Origin of the sequence: Nakamurella sp. (genome assembly GCF_044224575.1) — a bacterium.
Classification (GTDB): domain Bacteria; phylum Actinomycetota; class Actinomycetes; order Mycobacteriales; family Nakamurellaceae; genus Nakamurella.
This window is the reverse complement of the sequence record NZ_JBGAKE010000005.1, coordinates 221507-240931: the sequence shown is the minus strand read 5'-3', so window position 1 is coordinate 240931 and position 19425 is coordinate 221507. Positions and strand designations below refer to the sequence as shown.

Below are 19425 nucleotides of genomic sequence, written 5' to 3'. Positions count from 1 at the left end.
CCGGTTCAGAGGGCATCCCGCGATCTCATCAGAAGTGATAACGGTCCTGGCAGGGTTGATCATGAAGAACACGCCCCCATCCGCGAGGAATGAGGGCGTGTTCGTCATGATCAACTGCGGGTGGGAAGGGGGTCAGACGCTCGCGGCCGCCGCGGTGGCCTCGGAATCGCCCTTGTACAGCACGACCCCCATGCCGTTGATCCATTCGTAGACCGGCACGTACGAGAGCACCTCGCCGGGGGCGTCGTGCATGGCGCCGGCCAGCGCGACCCAGGCGCGGATCTCGCCGGTGCCGTTGCCGGCCTCCATCAGCTCGTCATTGGGAATGTCGATGATGTCGGTCAGGTCGCCGGTGGCCAGCATGTCCAGGAACCAGTGGTCGAACTCCTCGTCGATGTCGCCGATCCGAGGCTCGCCGACGAAGTGCGACAGGCCGCCGCCGGCGACCAGGGCCACCCGCTCCAGGCCGTCGTACGAGCGGATCGCCTTGCCCAGCTTCTTGCCGAACTCGTGGAACTGGCGCACCGTCATCAGCGGCGGCGTCGTGCAGTTCAGCACGATCGGCACCATCGGCAACTCCATCGAGTTGTCGAGCCAGTAGTAGACGGTCATGAAGCCGTGGTCGATCTTCATGCCGTAGGACAGCGCGGGCTGCACGTCCTGCTCGATCAGGCTGGCGGTGATGTGCGCGGCCAGGCCGGCGTTGGAGGGGACCATCTTCTTCGGCACCTGCAGCCACACCTCGGGCGGGCCCAGATGCTCGTCGTCCAGACCGATCGCGATCTGCGGCAGGCCGTCCAGGAAGAAGTTGGTGAAGTGCTCGCCGGTCATCATCACGATGGCCTGCACGTCGAGCTCGCGACACTTGTCCCGGACCTTCTCCAGGGCCCCGAAGAAGCTGTCGGCCTGCTCGCGCGGGGCGGACCCCGGGTCCGCCGTCATCATCGGCGCGTGCGAGGCCGAGTAGGCCATGACTATTTCTGCCATCTGGTCTTCTTCCTCTCCGGAACGGCGCCGGACTGCTCCAGCAGGGGTCGGTAGTCGGCTCGCTTGTAGCCAAGGGCCCGGCAGAACCCGTTGAGGATCACCGGGTGCACGCCCATCGCGTAGATGGCGCCGATATCGGGTGCCAGGAGCGCCTTTTCCTCCTCGGGTGTCAGGTCGTACCCCTCGACCACCAGGTCCGGCTTGGGGCCGTCACCGGCCGCCTCGAGCCGCCGCAGATGGTCGAACAAGCAACGCTGAACCATGTACAGGCTCATCCCGCTCGGTCACCTCGCATTCGTTCTCCCCTTTCGATCATTTCTCGCTCACGCCAACGCTAGAAGTTGCCGGGGTGGCGTGGGTCGCGCCCGGCCGACCTTCCGTCGAGTGGACACCCGGCTGGGACCGTCGACCCGGAGCGGCCCCGGCCGGGCCCCGGCGGGACGCCGCCGGCTCAGCGCCGGACGGTCAGCCCGAGCAGTCCGGCAGCGGTCCCGCCCAGGATCGCCGCCGTCTCGGCCTCGCTCAGGCCGAGGTCGCCGACCGTCACCCGCGGGGTCGGATCGCCCAGCTCGAACGGGTGGTCGGTGCCCATCAGCACGTGCTCGACGCCGACGTCCTCGACGATCCGGCGCAGCGTGGTGGTGTCGAACACCGCCGTGTCGTAGTACAGCCGCCGCGTGTAGTGGCTCGGCGGGTGGTCGTTGGTGCGCGCGACGTCCTTGCGCTCCCAGCCCATGTCCATCCGGCCGCGGAGCGAGGGCAAGCAGCCGCCGCCGTGGGCCAGGCACAGGGTGAACGGGTGCCGCTCCAGGACCCCGCTGAACACGAGCCGGGCCACCGCGATCGCGGTCTCCATCGGGTAGCCGACCAGTTGCGGCATCCAGAAGTCCTTGAGCCGCGGTCCGGCCGGCATCCCGGACGGATGCATGAAGACGAAGGTGTTCCGTTCGGCGAGCAGGGCCCAGAGGTCCTCGTTGATCGGGTCGTCGAGGTCCTTGCCGCCGCCCTGGCTGCCGATGGCGATGCCGGCCATGCCGAGCTCGTCCAGCACCCGAACGGCCTCGTCGGCGACGCCGGCGTGGCCGAGCGGCACGTAGCCCAGGCCGACCAGCCGGTCCGGGGCGGCGGCGACGTACGCCGCGAGCTCGTCGTTGCCCTGCGCGACCACCTGGGCGGCGAACGCCGCATCGGTGGCGTTGGTGGCGAACAGGAACGGCGGCAGGGAGACGGCGTGCACATCGACGCCGGCCTCGTCCATCTCGGCCAGCCGGGTGGCCACGTCGTGCTGCGAGCGGGCCAGCGGCAGCGGCGCACCCGGGCCGACCCCGCTGATCACCGGGTCGAGCCGGACGATTCCGGCGTCCACGGCCGACACGTCGGCCAGGCCACGGTCGGCCAGGCTGCGCAGCAGAGGCATCGGCATCGCGTGGGCGTGCACGTCGACGGTCGGCGGACCGCCCGGCTCGGCGGGTTCGGGGACTGCCACGGCGACTCCTCGCATCGGTGACGGCATCGGTCCGCAATGGCGGCGCGGTCCGCTGACCGTACCGATGTGTCCACCATCGCGGTCCCGGTCCCTCGGCCCGCTTTCACTGGTCGGAAGTTGGCGACGGGCCGCCCGCGACTGCACGGCGGAGGTGACAACCTCCGAGAACGGCCCCGCTGCCCGGCTGCCGGTCCGCGGCCCCTGCGCGGCGTCCCGAACGGATCAAAGGAGATGTCCATGATCAGCGGCAAGACCACACTGATCGCCCACCTGGGGTACCCGACCTTCGCCTTCAAGGCCCCGCTGATCTACAACCCGTGGTTCGACAAGCACGACATCGACGCGGTGGTGGTGCCGATGGGGGTGAAGCCGGAGGAGTACCGGGAGTTCTTCCCACTGTTGTTCAAGATGAGCAACATTCGCGGCGCGCTGGTCACCATGCCGCACAAGGTGACGACGACCGAGCTGGTCGACGAGCTCACCCCGATCGCGAAGGTGGCCGGCGCCTCCAACGCGGTGCTGCTGCGCGAGGACGGGTCGCTGCTGGGTGACCAGTTCGACGGGGCCGGCTTCGCCCGGGGGGTGGCCCGCAAGGGCTTCGACGTCACCGGCAAGCGGGCGCTGGTGGTCGGCAACGGCGGCGTCGGATCGCCGATCGCGGCCTCGCTGGTGGCCGACGGGCTGGCCGAGATCGGCCTGTACGACCCGAACATCGCCGCGTCGGAGGCGCTCGCCGGCCGGTTGAACGAGCACTATCCACAGACGAAGACCATCGTCGGATCGAAGGACCCGGATGGCTACGACCTGGTGGTCAACGCGACCCCGCTCGGCATGAACGACGGCGACCCGCTGCCCATGGACATCGACCGCATCGCGCCCGGGACCTTCGTCGGCGAGGTCGTCATGAAGCAGACGATCACCCCGTTCCTGCAGGCCGCGCTGGACAAGGGCTGCCAGATCCAGGTCGGCTCGGACATGCTGTACGAGCAGATCCCGGCGTACCTGGAGTTCTTCGGGTTCGGCAGCACCACGCCCGAGGAGTTGCGCGCAGTCTCGCTGATCCCGGCATGATGGGCACCATGGCGGACCGCTGGCGGTGGATCCTGGCGATGGGATTTTCGGCCTTCGTCCTGTTCGGCGGGCTGGTGTTGCTCTTCCGTGGCGGTGCGGATTACTCCACCCTGGCCTGGATGCTGATCGTCATCGGCGTGCTCGCCGTCGTGGTCAACCTCGTGATGCGTGACCGTTTCGTACCCTGACTCCCAGCTTTCGCCGCTTATCTCGAAGGGCGGGTCCGCCGGATGGCGGACCCGTCCTTTTTGCGTTCTCGGGAGCGGAGGCCGCCGTCGGGCCGGCGGCGGCTGAATGCGCCGGCATACTGTGCGTGACGGCGCGGCACCTCCGGCCGGGTCGACGATTCGGTCTGTCCGTCAATCGTTTTCGTTTCGTCATCGCGTCGACGGTCATTCCGTGATCGGCACGGCGGAACGCTGCCGTCCAGCGGAAAGGGCACCGGCAGTCGTTGACCGGGTCTTGGCGGGGCGGTGCACTACATCACAGCCGCCGCAAGTCGCGCCCGGCGACCCGTGACGAGGAGAACCACATGGCAGACGTCATCAAGGAGCCACCGGGCTCGCACGAACCGACGGCCCACGAGAAGACCCCGAAGAAGGCCGCCGCCAGCGGCTGGATCGGCAGCGCCCTGGAGTACTACGACTTCTTCATCTACGCCCAGGCCGCCGCGCTGATCTTCCCGACCCTGTTCTTCCCCAGCGGCAACGCGCAGACCGCCATCGTCGCCTCGTTCGCCACCTTCGGCGTCGGCTACGTCGCCCGGCCCATCGGCGCCTTCGTGCTGGGGCACTGGGGTGACAAGCACGGCCGCAAGAACGTGCTCGTGCTGTGCATGCTGCTCATCGGCTTCTCGACGTTCTGTGTCGGCCTGCTGCCCAGCTACGAGGCCGTCGGCATCTGGGCGCCGATCCTGCTGGTCGTGCTCCGGCTCATCCAGGGCTTCGCGGTCGGCGGCGAGATCTCCGGCGCCAGCGCGATGATCCTGGAGCACTCGCCGTTCGGCCGCCGCGGCTACTACACCAGCTTCACCCTGCAGGGCGTGCAGGCCGGCCAGATCTTCGCCGCCGCCATCTTCCTGCCGCTGTCCGCGATCCTGCCGACCGAGGCGTTCCAGACCTGGGGCTGGCGGATCCCGTTCTTCCTGTCCGCGATCGTCGTGTTCGTCGGTTACATGATCCGGCGCAACGTCAACGAGACCCCGGCGTTCGAGGAAGAGGCAGAGGAGGGCGAGGTGCCGCAGGCGCCGATCGTCCAGGTCGTCAAGGAGAACGGCATCGACATGGTCCGGGTCGCCTGCATGGCCCTCATGAACGCCATCCCGACCGCGGTCACCGTTTTCGGCGCCACGTTCGCCACCTCCGCGGCCTACGGCGTCGGATTGACCTCCACCAACTACCTGTGGATCTCGGTCTCCGGCAACCTGATCGCCGTGCTGCTGATCCCGTTCGTCGGCAACCTGTCCGACCGGATCGGCCGCCGGCCGGTCATCATCGTCGGCTGCCTCGGCTCGGGCATCCTGGCCTTCCCGTACCTGTACTTCGTCGCCGAGGCGAACCTGCCGATGGCGTTCTTCTTCGCCATGCTGATGTGGGGTTGCGTCTACCAGGGCTACAACGCGGTGTTCCCGTCGTTCTTCCAGGAGCTGTTCCCGACCAAGACCCGGGTCACCGGCTTCGCGGTCTCGCAGAACCTGGGCACCCTGATCACCGCCTTCCTGCCGGCCATCTACGCCGCCATCGTCGGCCCGACCCCCAGCGACCCGTGCGTGGTGGACAAGAAGTTCGTGCCGGACGCGATCGTCAACGGCGAAACCTGCCGTTCATTGGCCGACTCGATCGAGATGGACGTCGTCTGGACCGTCGGCGCGATCACCTTCGCCCTGGCCGTCATCGCCGCCATCGCCGCGTGGAGCGCGCGGGAGACCTTCCGGGTGCACATGAACGACCTGGGCAGCAAGCACGCCGTCCCGGTGCCCAAGGAGGAGTACGACCGGATCCGCCGCACCGGGGTCGACCAGCCGGTCTGATCCACGACCCGCCCACCCCGCACGTCCCCCGACGGCCGGCCGACCACGCGTCGGCCGGCCGTCGCCGTGTTCCGGCCCAGCGACCCACTTCGGAGAGAATCAACCCATGTCAATCAAGCCCTCGATCACCGTGATGAACGGCCCCAATCTCAACACCCTCGGCACCCGCAAGCCCGAGGTCTACGGCCGCACCACCCTGGCGGACGTCGAGCAGATGTGCCGCGCCGACGCCGAGAAGCTCGGCCTGGAGTTGCGGTTCCTGCAGTCCAACTACGAGGGGCAGCTGATCGACTGGATCCACGAGACCGGGCCGGCGTTCAAGTCCGGCGAGTCGATCGGCATGGTGTACAACCCGGGCGCGCACACCCACTACTCGTACGCGATCCGGGACGCCATCGAGGCTGCCATGGTCCCGGTGATCGAGCTGCACATCTCCAACGTGCACGCCCGGGAGGAATTCCGGCACCACTCGGTGGTCTCGCCGATCGCCCGGGGCATCATCGTCGGGTTCGGGGTGCCCGGCTACTCGCTGGCCATCCGCGGGCTGTACGAATTGCACGAGGCCGAGGTGTCCAAGAATCTCAAGCCGGGGGTCCGCACGTGAGCGGGCGCGGGCACCGTCGATCCGAGCCGGTGTGACCGTCCGGATCGCCGTCGTCGGCGCCGGCCTGATCGGCCGGCGGCACATCGAGGAGATCGACGCGTCCGCCGAGACCGAACTGGCGGCCGTGATCGACCCGCTCGCCGCCGCCGACGAGGTGGCGGCGACGTACGCGGTCCGCCGGTACGACTCGCTCGCCGACCTGTTCGCGGTGGACCGGCCGGACGGCGTCATCCTGGCCACGCCCAATCAACTGCACGTCGACGGCGGCCTGGAATGCGTCGCCGCCGGCGTGCCGGTCATCGTGGAGAAGCCGATCGGGGACAGTGTGGAGTCGGCGACCCGGCTGGTGGAGGCCGGCGAGGCGGCCGGCGTGCCGGTGCTCACCGGGCATCACCGCAACTACAGCCCGATCCTGGCGCGAGCCCGGGAGACCATCCGCAGCGGCGCGCTCGGCGACCTGGTCGCGGTCGTCGGCACGGCGCTGTTTCACAAGCCCGACGACTACTTCGCCGCCGGCGGCGGGTGGCGCACCCAGCCGGGCGGGGGCCCGATCCTGCTCAACCTGATCCACGAGGTGAACAACCTGCTCGCCCTGGTCGGCGACATCGTCCGGGTGCAGGCGGTGACGTCGAACGCGACCCGCGGGTTTGCCGTCGAGGACACCGCGGCGATGATCTTCACCTTCGCGAACGGGGCATTAGGTACATTCGTGCTGTCCGACACCGCGGCCTCGCCGCGCTCGTGGGAGCAGACGTCCCAGGAGAACACGAGCTACGACAGCTTCCCCGACGAGGACTGCTACCACATCGCCGGCACCCGCGGCTCGCTCTCGGTGCCGACGATGCGGCTGAAGGTCTACGAGGGCGAGCGCTCCTGGTGGGCGCCGCTGACCTCGTCCACCATCGATCTGGACCGCAGCGACCCGTTGGCCAACCAGATCACCCACTTCGCCGCCGTCATCCGGGGCGAGCAGCACCCGGTGTGCAGCGGCCGGGACGGGCTCAAGACCCTCACGGTCGTCGACGCCGTCGTCGAGGCCGCCCGCACCGGCCGCCCCGTCGACATCCCCACCTGACCTCTCCTTTTGCCGCGCGGATCAACGACGCCCGCGCGGATGAAAAGACGGCGTTTGGGACTGGTGGGACAGATGTCAACGACTTCAGCCGCGCGGGCGAGCCGGTCTTTGTGGACAACTCGATCTGCCCGGATCGTGTTGTCCACACTTTCGAATTGCCTCTCCCGATCACGTCGGCGACCGGCCATCCTCGGCGTCATGAGTGTGCTCAGCGACCGCCGCCTGCTTGATCAACTGTTTGCCCGCTGGGGCCCGGTCGTGCATGCGCGCGACGCGCTGTCCTCCGGTCTGCCCAGGGGCCTGCTGGTCCGTGCCGTCGACCGGGCCGACCTGATCCGACTCGGCAAGGCCGCCTTCGCGCGCACGGTGGACTGGGACGCCGCGAGCGAACGCGAGCGCTTCCGGTTCCGCACGCTCGCCTTCGGGCTCTGCCTGAGGGGCGATGCTCACCTCACCGGGGCGGGGGCTGCGCTGCTGCTCGACGTGCCGCTGGTCGACGACCCGACGGGTACGCCGATCGCGATCCGGCCGGGGAACGCCCACACCGGCCACGACCGATCGCCCTACGGCCGGGTCCGGCACGGCTACCTGCCCCTGACGTGCCGCACCGAACGGCACCGCGTGCCGGTCGTCAGCCCGGCGTTCTGCGTCGTGGACATCGCCCGGCATCTCGGCCCCCGGGACGGCCTGGTGGCGGCGGACGCCGTCCTGCATTCCGGCGTCGACCGGGAGGCGGTGACCCGGATCGCCGAGAACATGCTGGCCTATCCCGGCATCCAATCGGTGGCGTGGGTCGCCGAGCACGCCGACCGGAGGGTCGAGAGCCCGCTCGAGTCCCTCTGCCGTTACGCCTTTCTCGCGGCCGACCGGCGTCCACCGCTGAGCAATGTCTGGATCGGAGCCGGCTCCCGTTGGTTCCGGGTGGACCACCTACTGCCCGACGAGGGGGTGGTGCTTGAGGGCGACGGCGCTGTGAAGTACCGCGACCGGCCCGACGCCGACATGATCGTCCGCGACGAGAAGGAGCGCGAGCGGCTGATCCGCGCGCTCGGCTACGGGGTGGTTCGGTACACCTGGGCCGACGCGATCGGGTCTCCCGGTCTGCTGCTGCACCGGGTGGGCGAGGCGAGACGGCTTCGCCGGGATGCGCCCGTCCCGACCGGCTGGCGTCTGGACCCGCCCTGGGCCGATTCCGTACAGCCCGATTCCGGTGGTCGACAGGCGGCGCCGGCCTCAGCGGCCGACCCGCCCGATGAATTCCTGCGCGGATGAAAGTGGCCTGAACGTGACGAGCGTGACGGAAAATGCACAGTTCAGCCGCGCCGGCGTCGTTGATCCGCGCGGCGCCAGCCTTCGATGCCGGCCCGCCGGCGGCGGCGGGCGTCCGCTCAGAAATAGCCGCCGGTCATCAGCAGCATGGTCAGGGCCGTCAGTCCGGACCCGAAAAACAGCCCGGCCCAAGGCATCGGGACGAGGAGCGTGCCGACGACACCGATGACGACGAAGATGCCGAGCCCGAGCATGAACCGGGTCGGGGTGACCCATTGACGATTCACCTGGTGGGTGGTCATCAATCACGGTTTTGCCGAGATCGGAGCACGTTGTCAAAGCCCTCGGACCGGAAAGCCCGCGTCACGGGGCACGTCCGGTGATTGACCGCTGTGATTGGTGCCCGTTCGAACGTCGATCGTCACCGAATGTCAGGGCATACGCGGACGAATCCCCCCGCGAATCGCGGGAAAGGGTGGTGGGACGCCGACTTCAGGTGGTTGTCGCGAGCAGGAGGTCCACAGCGGCCTGGTGCACGGTCCGAGCGGCCCGCTCGACGCCGCCGGCGACGAGGGCGTCCGAGATCACCTCGACGGTCACGACGGCCGGCGCCACCGCGCGATCGTGCAACGCCCGCACCATCCCGGCGGCGTCGCCGTGCCCCTGGCCCGGCGGCAGCCGATGCCCGAGCGACTCGCTTCGTGGCGGGTCCATCGGCTCGGCCAGCACGTCGCACAGCTGCACTGCGACGATCGACTCGGCCGGCACCGATGCGAGGTCGGCCGCCGTCATCCCCGCGCGTGCCCAGTGCCAGACGTCGATGATCAGCGCGGCGTTCGGCCGACCGGAGTCCCGCACCACCTGCCACGCGGTCGCCAGGTCCGGCACCCCGCTGTAGGGCATGAACTCCAGCGCCACGACCAGATCGGAACCGGCCCGGTCGCACAGGCCCGCGAGGGCCTCGGTGATCTGCTCGACCGGAAGGTGCTCGAGCAGGCCCGCGTTCAGGTGCCGGACGCCGAACGCGCGGGCCATCTCGAACACGGTCCGTTCCTTGCGTTGCTGCTCGGCGTTCCGATCGGCCGCCGTGCCCCAGCCGGTGAGGTACTCCACCTCCAGCACCGGAGTGCCGGCCGCCGAGGCGATCCCGGCCATCTCCGCCGCGCTCAGGCCGGCATCCACCGCATCCCAATAGTTTTCGGCCCGCAGCCCGATGCCCTCGAAGCCGGCCCCCGCGGCCGCGGCCACCCGATCGACGAACGGCACGGTGGTGCCGAGCGTGTAGGAACTGATGATCAGCGGCGGGGCGAGGCCGGGCGCACCCAGCACGGCGGTCGGCGAAGCGGGCATGGACGTCATGGCTCCAGTCTGCTCAGCCCGTCCCGGCGGCGGCAGCGCCTTCCGCGGAACGGAAGCAGACAGGCCGGAGACGCGCGGACGGATGCCGCGTCCGGTCCCGTCGTTCGGGCGGCCGGGGGACAACCGTGGACAACCGCGCGGATGAAATCGTCGACTGCTGTCCCACCCGTCACAAACGGGGTGAGTTCATCCGTGCAGACGTAGATGATCCGCGCGGCAATGGGAGGGGTTGGGGTCAGGTGTCGATGGAGGTGCGCGGCCGCAGGCGCCAGGCGACCCAGAGCACCGCGGCCTCCCAGGCCTTGGCCGCGCCCAGGGCGGCCCGCAGCGAGGCCTGGCCCGGCGTGTCCGCCGGCAGGTCGGCGACCCGCCGGTCGAATTCTCGGGTTTGCATGGCTCGTTCCGCGGCGAACCGCAGCAGAGCGTCGCTCAATGCCGCGCGGGACCATTTCCTTGGGGTGTCGGACATCTGCGCCTCCGCTGCGTGCCGGTTCGAATCCGACGGCTCGGCACTGGTCGGCGGCCACGCATCGTTGAGAAGCTCGTGTGTCGTCCGTAGTCCGATTTCCAGGCTAGACCACGGCCGGGCCGGACGCCTGCGCGTCGATCCGTTGCCGGCGGTGCCCGGACATCCGCACCGGGGCGTCGAGTTCGCCGTTGCCGCGATAACCGCCGTCCCGCTGGAGCACCTCGAAGAAGACCCGCCCGCCGAGCACCGCGGTGTAGAAGTGCCAGTAATCGCCGTCAGACGTGCGGTCCAGCAGCACGTTCAGCGCTCGCATCTGCGCGAGCCGGTCCGGATCGATGGTCAGCCGGGCATCGAGGTCGTCGTAGAAGTTCGCGGGGACGGGAACGACCGGAGCGCCGGCCGCCTGGGCCGCGCGGGCCGCGGCGAAAATGTCCGAGGTGGCGAAGGCCACGTTCTGCGGCTCCACCACCCCCGGGATCCACTGGCCGCTACGTCGCAGCACCGACCCGCTCAGGCCGATCCGGACGGAGCCGGCACCGTTGGCCATCGACCGGATGCGCACGAGGCCGAACGGCGCCGCAAACTCCAGGTCGTACTCCGGTTCCAGACCCAGGACGCTGCGCAGGAACAGCGTCGCCTCCTCGTACCGGTCGAACGGCTGGGTCAGTTCGATGTGGTCGATCGCGGTGAGTCCCGCGCCGGGCACCGGCGCCTGCCCGGTGTCGGCGAAGTCGCCGATCCAGCTGGTGGCGTCGTCGGCGCCGGTCCGGCAGAAGAACACCTGGGTGCCGTCGGGCGCGGCGACCGCGGACAGGTCCGCCTCGGCGGGCCCCCGGTCCCGCGGCACCAGCGGGGCGAGCATGGCCTGCGCGCGCAGGGCGGCCGCGGTCGGATCGGCGGTCTCGAATCCGATCGCGGCGACCCCGGCTCCGACGGACCCGTTCGGATCGGTCGGGTCGGCCCGCCGGTTGCGGTTGACCAGCACCCGCGCGGCACCCTGCGACCACAGCTGCACCGGCTTGGTGCGATGCCGGCCGGTGTGGGCGAACCCGAGCCGGCTCAGTGTCTGCGTGACGCTCTCGGCCGACGCGTCGTCCACGCAGATTTCCGCGAAGGTGAAACCGGCCAGGTCCGGCACCGGGGGCGCGAAGCCGCCCGGCACCCGGTCCGACCGCCCGCTGCGGTCCAGCGGCAGGTGGCCGACGGACCATTCGTACAGGGCCAGCAACGACCGGTGCGCGTCGACGGCCGCGCGCCGGGGGTCGGACTGGCGGAAGACGTCGTTGAACACCTCCAGCGACAGGGGGCCGGTGTAGCCGGCCGCCAGCACGTGGCGCAGGAACGCGGGCAGGTCGAACCGGCCCTGGCCGGGGAAGAGCCGGTGGTGCCGGCTCCACTGCAGGATGTCCATGTTCATCAGCGGCGCATCGGCCAGCTGCAGGAAGAAGATCTTCTCCCCGGGGATGGCTTCGATGCCGGCCGGATCCGACCCGCGGGACAGGATGTGGAAGCTGTCCAGGCAGATGCCCAGGGCGGGGTGGTCGGCGGCCCGGACGATGTCCCACGAGCGCTCGTAGGTGTTGACGTGGGTGCCCCAGGCCAGCGCCTCGTAGGAGATGCGCATTCCTCGCTGTTGGGCCCGGTCGGCGAGCTGGTGCAGCTGGTCGGCGATCAGCCCGTTGTCGTCGACGGCGGTGGGGGAGACGGCCGAGCAGACCAGGACGAGGTCGGTGCCCAGCGCCTCCATCACGTCGAACTTGCGGTCGGCGCGGCGCAGATTGCGGGCGAACTGGTCGGGGTCGGTCGAGTCCAGGTCACGGAACGGCTGGTACAGGTCGATCGACAGACCCAGATCCGCGCACCGCGCGCGCACGTCCGGTGCCGAGGTGGCGGACATGACGAAGTCCGGTTCGAAAATCTCCACCCCGTCGAACCCGGCCGCGGCGGCCGCGATCAGCTTGTCCTCCAGGGTGCCCGAGATGCAGACGGTGGCGATCGCGGTCCGCAGCGGCGGGCGGCGTGTGGCGGGAGCCACGTCCGCCGCCGGCGCTACGCCGGGCGCCGAGCCCGCGAGCAATGACATCATCGCCTCCTGGGGGTCGATTCAGAACCCACAGATACCGGTACCGGGTTCGATCCGGCATGCCCAGCGAAGGGTGTTCCGACCAGCGGGAGTCCGCCGGCGCCTGTACCGGGGGCCGTCGAGACGCAAGGATGGGGAACATGGCACCGGAACTTCCTGAAGCGCTGCGCGACGTTGCCGAGCGGGCGGTCGGCGTGCTCGCGCCGGAGACCGACATCTTCGAGGACGTCGACATCGCCGGGTTCGGCGAGTCGTTGGTCAAGGCCGTCCGGGCGTCGGTGGCCCATCCCGTGGTCCCGGTCAAGTCGGCCCTGCACCTGGCCGGCGACCTGGTCCGCATCCCGCTGGCCGCCGGGGCCCGGTGGCTGGGCCGGGACGTGCCGCCGCCGGTGGACGCCGACCCGAAGGACCGCCGGTTCGCCGCGCCGGCCTGGCAGGACAACCCGGCCTACTACTCGATCCGGATGGCCTACCTGGCCGCGGCCAAAGCCGCGCGCGAGGTGATCGGTTCGGCCGAGATGAGCCCCGACGAGAGCCGCAAGGCGATGATGATGCTGGATCTCATCGTCGACGCCCTGGCGCCCACCAATTTCCTGCCGACCAACCCGGCCGCGCTGCAGAAGGCGTTCGACACCGCCGGCGCCAGCCTGCTCAAGGGTGCCCGCAACTTCGTCGGCGACGTCATCAACAACGGCGGCAAGCCGCGGCAGGTCGATCGCAGCGGCTTCGAGGTCGGCGCGAACCTCGCCTGCACACCGGCCAAGGTGGTGTACCGGAACGAGTTGATGGAGCTGCTCCAGTACGAGCCGCAGACCGAGCAGGTACACGCCGCCCCGCTGCTGTGCAGCCCGCCGTGGATCAACAAGTACTACATCATGGACCTGGCACCGAACCGCAGCTTCATCGAGTGGGCGGTCAAGCAGGGCCGCACGGTCTTCACCATCAGCTACAAGAACCCGTCGGCGGACATGTCCGGCACCACCATGGACGACTACCTGGTGCACGGCCCGTCGACCGCCCTGGACGTGATCCAGGAGATCACCGGCGCCGAGACGATCGACATCGTCGGCCTGTGCCTGGGTGGAGCGATGACGGCGATCACCGCCGCCTACCTGACCCAGCAGGGTGACAACCGGGTCGGCACCCTCACCCTGCTCAACACCATGCTCGACTACGCCCAGCCCGGCCAGCTCGGCGCGTTCACCGACATGAAGTCGGTGGAGCGGCTGGAACGCAAGATGAAGAAAGAGGGCACGCTCGAAGGCGAGACGATGGCCGGGACCTTCGACATCCTGCGAGCCAACGACCTGATCTTCAACTACGTGGTGTCCAACTGGCTGATGGGCCAGCCGCCGCCCGCGTTCGACATCCTGGCCTGGAATGCCGACAGCACGCGCATGCCGGCGACCATGCACGCGTTTTACCTGAAGAACTTCTACGTGCAGAACAAGCTGGCCACCGGGGAACTGGAGATCGGCGGAGCCAGGATCGATCTGAGCGTCATCAAGTCGCCGACCTACGTGGTCAGTGCGATCAACGACCACATCGTGCTGTGGGAGTCGGCGTACAAGACGGTCAACCTGGTCAGCGGGCCGGTCCGGTTCGTCCTGGGCAGTGGCGGGCACATCGCCGGGATCGTGAGCCCGCCCGGGCCCAAGGTCTGGTACCAGGTCGCCGACGGCGACGAGAAGTTGCCGGCGAGCGCCGCCGAGTGGCGTTCCGGTGCCGCGCGCAAGCAGGGCACCTGGTGGGACGACTGGGCCCGGTGGTCGGCGGAAACCTCCGGCCCGATGGTCGAGCCGCCGCCGATGGGCAGCGCGACGTACCCGGTCCTCGGGGCCGGTCCGGGCACGTACGTGTTGGGCTGACCTCGGCGGGCCCCGCCGGGCCCTGGCGGGGCCGGCTCGATACCCGGCCGAAGCCGTCCGACCAGGGTTGGTACCGGCGGTTGTCCGACCAGGGCCCGGCCGCCGGCGCCACGCCGGGCGATCAGCCGGAGGTCAACTGCAGGTCGTCCACCGCAAGGGCCGGCTCCGACGGCTGCGGTCGCCCCGGCCCGGCGTCACCGGCCAGCTCGCGGGTCAGGCTGCGCGAGGCGATCGCCAAGGTGCCGACCACCGCCTGCATCTGCTGGTTCAGGTCCTTGACCGCGATCTCGATGGCGGCCACGACCTGCCCGCCGGGTCCGAAGACCGGCATGCCGATCCAGCACAGATCGTTCTCCAGCTCCCACCGGGTCACCGCGACGCGGGTCAGCCGGGTCACCCCGAGCGCGCGCCGGAAGCGGTCCGGCGACGTCACCGTGTGCGCGGTGTAGGCCCGCAGACCGCGCATGATCGTCAGCTCGACGGTGCGGGCCGGGGAGAACGCGAGCAGGGCCCGGCCCATCGCCGTCGGATGTGCGGGCATCGTGGCGGCCGCACTGAAGGTGGTGGCCGGCCGGGTTCCGGGCACCTTCTCGATGTAGGCGACATCGATCTCGGTCAGCACTCCCAGCCGGGCCCGGCACCGGGTGGCCGCGGCCAGATCCTCGAGCACGCAGGGCGCACGTTCGGCGATGCTGGGCGGCCCGGCCTCGGCACCGCGGATCATCCGCAGTGGCAACCCGGCCCGGTACTGGCCGTCCGTGGTGCGCTCCAGCAGCCGCCACGAGGCGAGTTCCGACGTGAGCCGGTGCGCGGTCGAGATGGGCAGCCCCGCCAGCCGGGCGATCTCGGTGAGCGAATGCTCCGACCCCTCGGTGAAGGTCAGCAGGATCGAGGTGATCTTGCTGGTGACGGAGCGACCGGCCTCGGTGGAATTGCCGGCCAATGACATCTCCTTGTCGTCGTCGTCGACGCATCCGGGGGGGCGGGGTACCCGTCCGGATGATCACCGCACCTAGGCAAGCACAACCGGTGGGCGGCGGCCAGCGCGTGATCCCGAGGAAAGCATCCGGGACACGAATAGAACAATGCCGCCGCGCGGCCGAGCCGGCACCCTGGGGTCAGAACTGGGGTCGACCATCGATGCGGCGGGCTCCGGGGGTGACCAGGATGGTCTGGTGGAACTGGACTGGCTGGAGACGTTTCTCGCGGTCGTCGACCGCGGCGGCTTCACTGCGGCGGCCATCCAGGTCCACCGGTCCCAGTCCCGGGTCAGTGCGCACATCGCCGCCCTCGAACGGGAGATCGGCGTCCAGTTGATCGAGCGGGGGCGACGGCCGGCCGTCGTCACCGAGGCGGGTCGGGTGTTCGCGGTCCACGCCCGGGAGATTCTGGCCGGCGTCCGCACCGCCCGGTCGGCGGTGGCCGCGATGCGCGCCCTGTCCGATCAGCACATCGTGGTGCAGACGACCTCCTGGCTCGGCGCCACCCTGTTTCCGCAGGTGCTCGCGGACGTGCTGGGCACGTTCCCCGATGCCCGGGTGACCGTGGTCGAACGCGGGCGCGGATCGTCGGACGGGGACGGCGCGGACGTCGCCGTGCTCGCGGTCAACCCGGCCGATCGGGAACCCGAGCCGCAAGCTCGGCGGCAGATCCTGTGGTGGGAGCCGCTCCGGGTGGTGGTGCCCGATGCGCATCGGCTTGCTCGGTCGGGCGAGCCGGTCCCCCTTGGCCGGCTGGCCGATCATCGGCTCGTGCTGTGTACGGCGTCGAGCCGGGCACTGGACGCGAACCCGGCCGGGCCGGGCGCCCCAGGTGCCGATCGCGGCCGGCTGACCGTCGATGCACCACAGACGGTGGCGGCGATGGTCCGCTCCGGACTGGGCGTCGGTGTCGTCAATGCCGGCGCCGTTGGATTGCTGAATCATTCCGGTCTCGCCGTGCTGGAGTTCGAGAGCATCGACGGCACACCAGATCCCGGATTCGAGGTGGCGGTCGACTGGTTCGATGTGCTGTTGGCCAGCCCGGTCGGGCAGGCCCTGCACGAGGGCGTCCTGGCGGCGTCGATGCCGTCCGGTGCGCTGCGTCGACCGCGTTGAAGCCCGCGGCCGGCCCGGCGTCGCGCCGGGCGGACGCGCGCCGCGCGGCCCGTGGTGAGGACCTGCCGTTCGGCGTAGGGTCAGCCGGGTTCCCGTCCGGGCCCGCCGCATCGCCGCGTTTCCGGCCTGTCCCGAGGACGTGATGTCTGCTTTCATCGGTCGGCGCGCCGAGCTCGCCGTGCTCCGGGCCGGCCTGGCCGACGCCCGGGCCGGGCGGCCACGGGTAGCGATGATCGAAGGGCCGTCGGGCATCGGCAAGACGGCCCTGTTGGAGACACTGCTCGACGGCACCGTCGACGACGGTCAGGTCGTGGTCCTGCGGGCCAGTGGCGACCAGAACGAACGGCTGTTCGCCTACGGCGTGCTGGGCCAACTCGCTCGTTCGGCCGGAACACTTGCCGCGCAGCGGTTCTGCGCGCAGGATCCGGTTCCGCCGGGCAGCGCCGAGCGGCTGGTCGACCCGATCACCATGGGGACCAGATGTCTGGAGTTTCTGAATTCGCTGGCCGGTGCGGTGGTCGTGCTCGCCGTCGACGACGCGCACTGGGCGGACCGGCAGTCGCTGCAGGCGCTGGTGTTCGCCCTGCGCCGCCTGGTTGCCGATCGGGTCTTCGCCGTGTTCGGGGTGCGCACCGACGGTGTGGTGCAGCTCCCGGACAGCCTGACCCGGTTGATCGGTGGCCACCTGGGCCTGGTGATCCGGCTCGGCGGGTTCGATGAGGACGACCTTCGTGAACTGGCCGGCGCCGTAGGCGTCGACGGTCTGAGCGCGCCGGCCGCCCGTCGACTGCGCCTGGGCACCAACGGGAATCCGTTGCACGCCCGGGCCCTGCTCGAAGAATTCCCGGTCGCGGACTGGCCGGTGACCCGGCAGGACGAGTCGTTGCTGCCGCCGCCGCGCTCGTTCCGGCACCTGGTGGGCGAACGCTATGCCGCCTGCCGGCCGGCCACCCAGGAGTTCCTGGATGCGGTCGCCGTCCTTGGCCTGCACGCCCCGGTGTCGGAGGCGGCCGCGCTCGCCGGCACCGCCGACGTCGTGCCCGCGATCGACGAGGCGACCGCCCACGATCTGCTCACGGTCCGCCAAGACCAGGGGCCCTGGTCCGTGGCATTTCGCCATCCGCTCGTCCGGGCCGCGCTGTACGACGCGCTCGGTCCGGCCCGCCGGCACGCGCTGCATCGGGCCGCTGCCGCCGTGGTGCCGGACGATGCCGCGATCCTGCGGCACCGGGTGGCCGCGGCCACCGGTCCGGACGAGGCGCTGGCGGCCGACCTGACCGCTTATGCCGAACGCGCTCAGCGTCGCTTCGACTGGAAAAATGCCGCAGTGCACCTGGTCTCGGCCAGCCGGCTGAGCACCGAGCCGAGCCGTGCGCGATCCCGGGTGCTGTGGGCCCTGGTCTGGACCCTGCTGCGGGGTGACGCGGCCGGTGCCGCCGATCTGGCCGACGAGGTGGCCGCGTACCCGGCCGGCCCCCTGCGCGACCTGGTGCTGGGCGGCATGGCCATGGCCGCCGAGGATCCGGTACGGGCCGGTGGATTGCTCGATCGGGCGTGGCGGGCCGTCGGGCACGAGGCCGCGGACCGCGCCCGAACGGTGGACTCCGATCCGGCCTCGCTCGACACCACGGCCGCGGTCGCGGTGATGCAGGCCATCCACCACTACGGCCGGCTGGACGCCGCCGGCACCGTCGCCTGGTGCGAGCGGGCGCTGGCCGCCGGTGACATCGGCACCGGGCTGGAAACGTCGATCCATGAGGTCGCGGTGACCTATCTCGTGCACGGGCTCGGATATGCCGGCCGGGTGGACGAGTCGCTCGCCGCCGCCCGGGCCCCGGAGGCCCTGCGCCTGTGGCTCAACCCGCGCTCGGCCCGGGCCGTGCTGCATCTGATCGACGACGAATTCGACTCGGCCGCCGCCCTGCTGACCTCGGTGGTCGGCACCGCGACCCGGTTGGGCATCCTGAACACGGCGGCCTTCAGCTACGCCTACCTGGCCCGCACCCAGTGGATGACCGGAGACTGGGACGAGGCGCTGGTCAGCGCGGACCGGGCGGTGGCGATCAACCTCGAGTCCGATTTCGGCTTCCTGCGGTCGGCCGTGGTCGGCATCGCGGTCCTGGTGCCGGCCGCCCGCGGCGACTGGGCGACCGCCGAGTCCTACCTCCGGCTGCTGCCCCGCAGCCACGTGCGGTACGAACGGTCCGTCATGGCGTTGGGCATGGCGCGGGCGCGGCTGGGCGAGGCCCGCGGTCGGCCCGCGGACGTGCTGGCCGCCCTCGACCCGGTCCGCGCGTTCCCGCTGCGCGACGCGGCGGACGAGCCCGGATTCTGGGCGTGGTCCGACCTGTACGCCGATGCGCTCGTCGCGGTGGGCCGGATCGACGAGGCCGACGAGTTCCTGGTGGCGCACGAGCGGCGCGCCGATGAACGGCGGCGGCACTCTGCCCAGGCCCGGCTCGCCCGGGCCCGCGGTCGGGTCGAGCTGGCCGCCGCCCGGCCCGAGGCCGCTCGTGCGGCCTTCGGTCGGGCCCTCGACCTGATCTCGGCGGTGCCGGCGCCGTTCGAACGGGCCAAGATCGAGTTCGCCGCCGGCCACGCCATGCGCCGGTTGGGCCGTCGTCGGTACGCGGTCGAACTGCTCATGGCTGCTCGGGAGACGTTCGGCCGGCTCGGCGCCACGCCGTACGCGGACCGGTGCGATGCCGAGCTCGCCGAGGCCGGCCTGGCCGCCGCCCGGCCCGGTTCGCCCCGGTTCGACCTGACCTCCCAGGAGCACGTGGTCGCCCGGTTGGCTGCGGACGGCCTGAGCAATCGCCAGATCGCCGCGGATCTCGTGGTCAGCATCAAGACCGTCGAATACCACCTGCGCAACGTCTTCGCCAAGCTCGGGGTGACCTCGCGCCGGCAGCTCGCCGACCGGCTCGGACCGGGGTTCGTCGCCCCGTCGTGACCCGCGTGGCGCTCAGATTCCACTCCCCGGAACCGGTGCCGGATCGGTTGCCGTCGGTGCCCGCAGGCCCGAGTCT

At 70.5% G+C, this 19425-nt stretch carries 17 protein-coding genes; 9 read left to right on the top strand and 8 right to left on the bottom strand.

What is annotated here, in order from left to right:
• Window positions 1-132: 132 nt before the first annotated feature.
• The 3 genes from ACILSK_RS08185 to ACILSK_RS08175 all read right to left on the bottom strand — a co-directional run bounded on the left by ACILSK_RS08185 (window position 133) and on the right by ACILSK_RS08175 (window position 2473).
• Window positions 133-987, bottom strand: a complete 855-nt coding sequence (locus ACILSK_RS08185) for a hypothetical protein (protein WP_395726648.1) — start codon at window positions 985-987, stop codon at window positions 133-135.
• Window positions 975-1262, bottom strand: a complete 288-nt coding sequence (locus ACILSK_RS08180; RefSeq protein WP_395726647.1) for a hypothetical protein — start codon at window positions 1260-1262, stop codon at window positions 975-977. The genes ACILSK_RS08185 and ACILSK_RS08180 overlap by 13 nt, the downstream gene beginning before the upstream one ends.
• A gap of 176 nt (window positions 1263-1438) precedes the next feature.
• Window positions 1439-2473, bottom strand: coding sequence for an amidohydrolase family protein (locus tag ACILSK_RS08175; RefSeq protein ID WP_395726646.1), 1035 nt, complete (start codon window positions 2471-2473; stop codon window positions 1439-1441).
• A gap of 237 nt (window positions 2474-2710) precedes the next feature.
• Between ACILSK_RS08175 and ACILSK_RS08170 the strand changes: the two genes are divergently transcribed.
• From ACILSK_RS08170 to ACILSK_RS08145, 6 genes are all read left to right on the top strand, one after another.
• Window positions 2711-3544, top strand: coding sequence for a shikimate dehydrogenase family protein (locus ACILSK_RS08170; protein ID WP_395726645.1), 834 nt, complete (start codon window positions 2711-2713; stop codon window positions 3542-3544).
• An 8-nt stretch (window positions 3545-3552) separates the two neighbouring features.
• Window positions 3553-3732: a hypothetical protein gene (locus ACILSK_RS08165; RefSeq protein ID WP_395726644.1), complete on the top strand. Its 180-nt coding sequence runs from the start codon at window positions 3553-3555 to the stop codon at window positions 3730-3732.
• A 344-nt stretch (window positions 3733-4076) separates the two neighbouring features.
• Window positions 4077-5573, top strand: a complete 1497-nt coding sequence (locus ACILSK_RS08160) for an MFS transporter (protein WP_395726643.1) — start codon at window positions 4077-4079, stop codon at window positions 5571-5573.
• Window positions 5574-5679: 106 nt separating this feature from the next.
• Window positions 5680-6177, top strand: coding sequence for a type II 3-dehydroquinate dehydratase (gene aroQ, locus ACILSK_RS08155; RefSeq protein WP_395726642.1), 498 nt, complete (start codon window positions 5680-5682; stop codon window positions 6175-6177).
• Window positions 6178-6208: 31 nt separating this feature from the next.
• A complete protein-coding gene (locus ACILSK_RS08150; protein WP_395726641.1) occupies window positions 6209-7252 on the top strand; it encodes a Gfo/Idh/MocA family protein in 1044 nt (347 codons plus the stop codon).
• 198 nt (window positions 7253-7450) lie between these two features.
• The gene (locus tag ACILSK_RS08145; protein ID WP_395726640.1) at window positions 7451-8524 is read left to right on the top strand and encodes a hypothetical protein; all 1074 of its coding nucleotides are present in this window, start codon (window positions 7451-7453) and stop codon (window positions 8522-8524) included.
• Between the two features lie 116 nt (window positions 8525-8640).
• Here ACILSK_RS08145 and ACILSK_RS08140 read toward each other — a convergent pair whose 3' ends face one another.
• From ACILSK_RS08140 to ACILSK_RS08125, 4 genes are all read right to left on the bottom strand, one after another.
• On the bottom strand, window positions 8641-8823 hold the full coding sequence (locus tag ACILSK_RS08140; RefSeq protein ID WP_395726639.1) for a hypothetical protein: 183 nt from the start codon (window positions 8821-8823) through the stop codon (window positions 8641-8643).
• 190 nt (window positions 8824-9013) lie between these two features.
• Entirely contained in the window at window positions 9014-9880 is an 867-nt protein-coding gene (locus ACILSK_RS08135; protein WP_395726638.1) for a sugar phosphate isomerase/epimerase family protein, read from the bottom strand.
• A 235-nt stretch (window positions 9881-10115) separates the two neighbouring features.
• A complete protein-coding gene (locus ACILSK_RS08130; protein WP_395726637.1) occupies window positions 10116-10349 on the bottom strand; it encodes a hypothetical protein in 234 nt (77 codons plus the stop codon).
• 103 nt (window positions 10350-10452) lie between these two features.
• The gene (locus tag ACILSK_RS08125; protein WP_395726636.1) at window positions 10453-12384 is read right to left on the bottom strand and encodes a TIM barrel protein; all 1932 of its coding nucleotides are present in this window, start codon (window positions 12382-12384) and stop codon (window positions 10453-10455) included.
• Between the two features lie 188 nt (window positions 12385-12572).
• Between ACILSK_RS08125 and ACILSK_RS08120 the strand changes: the two genes are divergently transcribed.
• Entirely contained in the window at window positions 12573-14300 is a 1728-nt protein-coding gene (locus tag ACILSK_RS08120; RefSeq protein ID WP_395726635.1) for a PHA/PHB synthase family protein, read from the top strand.
• A 121-nt stretch (window positions 14301-14421) separates the two neighbouring features.
• On the opposite strand, the gene ACILSK_RS08115 is transcribed toward ACILSK_RS08120, so the two are convergent.
• Window positions 14422-15243: an IclR family transcriptional regulator gene (locus ACILSK_RS08115; protein WP_395726634.1), complete on the bottom strand. Its 822-nt coding sequence runs from the start codon at window positions 15241-15243 to the stop codon at window positions 14422-14424.
• Window positions 15244-15475: 232 nt separating this feature from the next.
• Here ACILSK_RS08115 and ACILSK_RS08110 point away from each other — a divergent pair, with 232 nt between their 5' ends.
• Window positions 15476-16396 (top strand): LysR family transcriptional regulator, encoded by a 921-nt coding sequence (locus ACILSK_RS08110; RefSeq protein ID WP_395726633.1) that lies wholly within the window; start codon window positions 15476-15478, stop codon window positions 16394-16396.
• Window positions 16397-16538: 142 nt separating this feature from the next.
• The gene (locus tag ACILSK_RS08105; RefSeq protein ID WP_395726632.1) at window positions 16539-19349 is read left to right on the top strand and encodes an AAA family ATPase; all 2811 of its coding nucleotides are present in this window, start codon (window positions 16539-16541) and stop codon (window positions 19347-19349) included.
• The last annotated feature ends 76 nt before the right edge of the window (window positions 19350-19425 follow it).